Raw genomic sequence first — 4697 nt, 5'->3', positions numbered from 1 at the left:
AAAAAAGGAATCCGTCACCGAAATGACGGGGTTGTGCATCATGCACTGGCTTTTAACACACTGTTGAGTTCTCAAGAAACGGACGCGTACTCCCCAGAACTGCGAGAGGCACAAACTCCGTATCGCTATCTTATCAGGCTTTCCGATCCAGTGTCAAACTTCAGATCGTGATGTCCTGCTAAGTTTCGCCGCCCCGTGTCTGGGGCAACCCGTCTAACTTACCGTGTCACTCTGGCCGTGTCGAATCAACCGGTTTTCCAGTGATGTGGACGCACCCAGAACGACCCGGACCCGCACGTGACATGTCACGTCGGCCGAGTGGCTCGCTTTGAAGGGTTTTGCCTGGGGCCCGGCCGCCATCTGGCGTCCGGCTCACTCCCGGGCGAAGACAAAGACTAGGTCGACATCCACCACTCGTCAAATCTCACCGCGCCCCGGCGCGCCTCCTGGCCCTCGCACCAGCTCTGACCTGCGCCGGCACAGCCACGGACGTCAGGATCGCGTTGTCAGGGCGCGCACCTGGTCCGCGGAGACGAACAGCTCCGCCGCCATGCCGGCCTCGCGCGCCGCCACCACGTTCGCCTCGTTGTCGTCGAAGAAGAGCACGTCCGACGGGGACGCCCCCATCCTGTCCGCGCAGATCTCGTACGCCCGCGGGTCGGGCTTGGCCACCCCGATCCGGCATGAGAACGTCAGCGCCGCGAACCTCCCCAGCCACGACCCGTGCCGCGTCTCCCACACCGGCACCAGGTCCTCGATGATGTTGGACAGGAGCCCGAGCCTGCGCCCCTCGTCGGCGAGCTCGCACACCAGCCCGACCATCTCCTCGTCCACCTGGGACCAGCTCTCCAGGTCGGCCCGCAGCAGCGCCGGCACGTCGGCGAACCGGGTCCCCAGGTGATCGGCCACCGTCTCCCAGTACGCAACGCCCTCCTGGCCCGCGTCGTAGGCGGGACGGCAGGCCCAGTACGCCCGCCAGAAGTGCTCCCCCGGCACCCCGGCCAGCTCGACCAGGCGTTTCCTGGCCGCCTCGGTCTGGGTCCGTGCGATCACGCCGTACAGGTCGAATACGATCACTTCAGGCATGCCTCCGAGCCTATGCGCGTATTCTGCCCCGGTGACGAGCGCCACCCTTGCCCCGAATCCCCCATATGCCCCGGCAGTTTCCGGTGCCCGCTGGTGGAAGGCATGGGCGATGGGCGTGGTGGCCGGGGTGGCGGCGCTCAGCGGATCCGGCACGTCCTCCCTGAACGGCGACGAGCTGGCCACGATCAGCGCGGCCTCCCGCTCCCTGGCGGGACTGTGGGAGCTGGCCCGGCACATCGACGGGCATTTCCTGCCGTACTACCTGTTCATGCATTTCTGGACCCTGATGGGCACGGCTGAGCTGTGGCTCCGGCTGCCGTCCGCGGTGGCGATCGGGGTGGCTGCGGGCCTGCTCGCCGACCTGGGGCGGCGGCTGCACAGCGGCCGGGCCGGGGTGACGGCGGCGGCGGTGTTCGCCGTGCTGCCCTCCGTGTCGTACTACGGCGCGTTCGCGCGGCCGTACGCGTTCGCGGCCGCGGCCGTGGTGTTCTCGCTGTGGACCCTCCACCGCCTCACGGGAACGCCGCGCCGGGGCATGTGGGTGCTGTACGGGGTGTCGGTCGCGTTCGTGTGCTCGACGCACCTGTTCGCGGTGCTGACGCTGCCCGCGCACCTGCCGGTCCTGCTCGCGGCGCTGTCCCGCCGTGAGCTGCTGACCCGGGCCGCGCCGGCGGCGGCCGCCGGCTGCGTTCCCGCGCTGGTGCTCGGCCTGGTCGGGTACGGCGAGCGACACGCGGTGAGCTGGATCCAGGAGCGGGGGCCGGAGGTGCTGCTGAAGTTCCCCAAGATGGTGGCGGGGGCGGAGACGGCCGGGGTGATCCTGTTCGCCGTGGCGCTCGCCGGTGCGGCGGCACTGTGGCCGCGCGGCCGTGCCTGGTCGGGGACGCTGGCGGCCTGGCTCATGGCGCCGCCGTTGCTGCTGCTCACCGTGTCGCTGCTGGTCACGCCGTTGTACGTGGACCGGTACCTGTTCGTCACGTCCCCGGCCCTGGCATTGCTGGCGGCGCTGGCCGTGGCGGCGGTCCGGCCTCCCGTCGCGGCCGCGGCGGCGGGCTGCCTGCTGGTGGCGGTCACGGCGGTCGCGGGACTGGACCGGCACACGGAGCTGCGCTCCGCCAACGGGAGGTTCGAGGACTTCCCGGGCGCGGTCCGGCGGGTCGCGGCGCGGGAGGGCGACGCGATCGTGTTCGGGCAGAGCTCGGTGCGCGCCGGTTTCGACTACTACGCGCCTTCCGGTCCGGCGGCGGACGTGCTGCGGCTGGGCGACGCCCCGCAGGCGGACGGGTTCGGGTTCCCCGAGCGCTCGGACGTCGCCGGGGCGCTGCGGGACCGGCGGCGCGTCTGGGTGGTGTGGCGCGGCGCCAAGGCGGCGGGCGGGAAGCTGCCGAGGGTGAAGGCCGTCGAGGAGGCCGGGTTCGAGCGGGCGTCGGCGTGGCACTCGGCCGAGCTGCCGGGCCTGACCGTGGCACTGTTCACCCGGTCCCGCCGCTGAGCGCACGAGGCCGGGCACGCGCGCGGGCCCTCCCCGTGAGGAGAGGGCCCGCGGCGAACGAACGGGCGCGTCAGCCGACGACGACGCCGCCGACCGACTTCTTGCCGCGCCGCAGCACCAGGAACCGCCCGTGGAGCAGGTCCTCGGCCGCCGGCACGTACGACTCGTCGGTGATCTTGACGTTGTTGAGGTACGCCCCGCCCTCCTTAACCGCACGGCGGGCGGCGGACTTGGACTCCACCAGCCCGCTCTCGGCCATGAGGTCGACCAGCGGCGCCCCGAGCGCCGGCACGACGGCCTTGGGCACCTCGGCCAGCGCGGCCTCCAGCGTCGCGGCGGGCAGCTCCTCCAGCGAGCCCTGGCCGAACAGCGCCTTGGACGCCGCGACGACGGCCGCGAGCTCGTCGGCGCCGTGGACCATCGTGGTGAGGTCCTCGGCCAGCGTGCGCTGCGCCTCCCGGGCGAACGGCCGATCGGCCACGGACTTCTCCAGCTCGTCGATCTCCTCGCGCGTGCGGAAGGTGAACACCTTGAGCAGGCGGACCACGTCGCGGTCGTCGGCGTTGAGCCAGTACTGGTAGAAGGCGTACGGCGAGGTGAGCGCCGGGTCGAGCCACACGGCGCCGCCCGCGGTCTTGCCGAACTTGGTGCCGTCGGCCTTGGTGATGAGCTTGCCGGTGAGCGCGTGGACGTGGGCGCCCTCGACGCGGCGGATCAGGTCGACGCCGGCGGTGATGTTGCCCCACTGGTCGCTGCCGCCGACCTGCAGGGTGCAGCCGTGCCGGCGGTACAGCTCCAGGTAGTCGTTGGACTGCAGGATCTGGTAGCTGAACTCGGTGTAGCTGAGCCCGTCGCCGCCGAGCCGGCTCGCCACGGAGTCGCGGGCCAGCATGCGGTTGATCGGGAAATGCTTGCCGACGTCACGCAGGAAGTCGATGGCCGACAGCTCGGCGGTCCAGTCGAGGTTGCTGACGAGCGCGGCCGCGGTGGGACCGGGCTCGAAGGAGAGGAACTTCTCCACCTGCACCCGGATCTTGCTCACCCACTCGGCGACGACCTCGGTGGTGTTGAGCACCCGCTCGGTGCTGCGGCCGCTGGGGTCGCCGATCAGGCCCGTCGCCCCGCCGACCAGCCCGATCGGCCGGTGGCCCGCCTGCTGGAACCGGGTGAGGATCAGTAGGGTCGCCAGGTTGCCCATGTGCAGGGACGGGGCGGTCGGGTCGAAGCCGGCATAGACCGTGATCGGACCCTTCGACAGCGCCTCGCGCAGGGCCGCGATGTCGGTGGTCTGCGCGAGGACGTCGCGCCATTCGAGCTCGTCCAGAATGTCGGTCACGGTGCTGGCTTTCCGATAGACGGTGGATGGTTACAGCCTGCCCGATCGTGGCCTCACCCCGCCACTTGGATACGCTCGGCAACCATGTGGAGGGTCCGTCGCGAGCTGGCCGTTTCGAAGATCTTAGGGGCTCTGGGGTGCGCGGGTCTCGCCGTCTTCTGGTACCTGAACGGAGACCTGCGCGGGGTCCTCCTGGCGGTGCCGGCGGCGGTTCTCGTGGGCGCCATGGGGCTGCGGGACGTGCTCGTGCCCGTGCGGCTGTCGGTCTCGGAGGACGGGATCACGGTGGTGCACGGGTTCGCGGGGCGGCGGCACGTGCCGTGGGAGGACATCCGGGACGTCAAGGTGGACGTGCGCCGCAGGTACGGCCTGCGCAGCGAGATGCTGGAGATCGACACCGGCGACCATCTGCACCTCTTCAGCGCTCACGAGCTGGGCGTCTCTCCCACCGAGGTGGCGGCGGCGCTGCGGCGGCGCGGCACGTGAGCCCGGTACGGCGACACGGTCGGGTCGCCGTCGATCCAGAACCTCCACGGCGTGTCCTTGGCCGTGGAGATCCCGGTGCGCGGGCCTGACCTGATCGTCTCCGGCTCGGGCGGGGCTCCCTCCAGCACGGCGGCGGCCCCGGCGGGCACACCGGTCAGGCCGGCCGGGACGGCGTGGCCGCTCCCGTCCTCGCGTATCGCGTCGAGCCCGTTGTGCTCGCGCAGCAGGCCAAGGGCGGTGGCCAGGCGCGCGGGGCCCCGGGCCAGGTCGCGGTCGGGGACCCGGCGTGGCGCCGCG

At 71.3% G+C, this 4697-nt stretch carries 5 protein-coding genes; 2 read left to right on the top strand and 3 right to left on the bottom strand.

Annotated elements, in window-relative coordinates; translation table 11 throughout:
* Window positions 1-492: 492 nt before the first annotated feature.
* Window positions 493-1086, bottom strand: a complete 594-nt coding sequence (locus ABZS51_RS42315) for an HAD family phosphatase (protein WP_355453889.1) — start codon at window positions 1084-1086, stop codon at window positions 493-495.
* Window positions 1087-1195: 109 nt separating this feature from the next.
* Here ABZS51_RS42315 and ABZS51_RS42310 point away from each other — a divergent pair, with 109 nt between their 5' ends.
* A complete protein-coding gene (locus ABZS51_RS42310; RefSeq protein WP_355453886.1) occupies window positions 1196-2578 on the top strand; it encodes a glycosyltransferase family 39 protein in 1383 nt (460 codons plus the stop codon).
* Window positions 2579-2648: 70 nt separating this feature from the next.
* Here ABZS51_RS42310 and tyrS read toward each other — a convergent pair whose 3' ends face one another.
* Window positions 2649-3914 (bottom strand): tyrosine--tRNA ligase, encoded by a 1266-nt coding sequence (tyrS, locus tag ABZS51_RS42305; RefSeq protein ID WP_355453883.1) that lies wholly within the window; start codon window positions 3912-3914, stop codon window positions 2649-2651.
* Window positions 3915-3998: 84 nt separating this feature from the next.
* Here tyrS and ABZS51_RS42300 point away from each other — a divergent pair, with 84 nt between their 5' ends.
* Window positions 3999-4400, top strand: a complete 402-nt coding sequence (locus ABZS51_RS42300) for a PH domain-containing protein (protein WP_355453880.1) — start codon at window positions 3999-4001, stop codon at window positions 4398-4400.
* Here ABZS51_RS42300 and ABZS51_RS42295 read toward each other — a convergent pair.
* Window positions 4340-4697 (bottom strand): DNA-3-methyladenine glycosylase (locus ABZS51_RS42295; protein ID WP_355453877.1); only part of this gene is annotated, 358 nt, incomplete at its 5' end. The genes ABZS51_RS42300 and ABZS51_RS42295 overlap by 61 nt on opposite strands.

Source organism: Nonomuraea sp. NPDC005501 (genome assembly GCF_040605905.1).
In the GTDB taxonomy this organism is placed as follows: domain Bacteria; phylum Actinomycetota; class Actinomycetes; order Streptosporangiales; family Streptosporangiaceae; genus Nonomuraea.
This window is presented reverse-complemented; position numbering and strand designations above follow the sequence as displayed.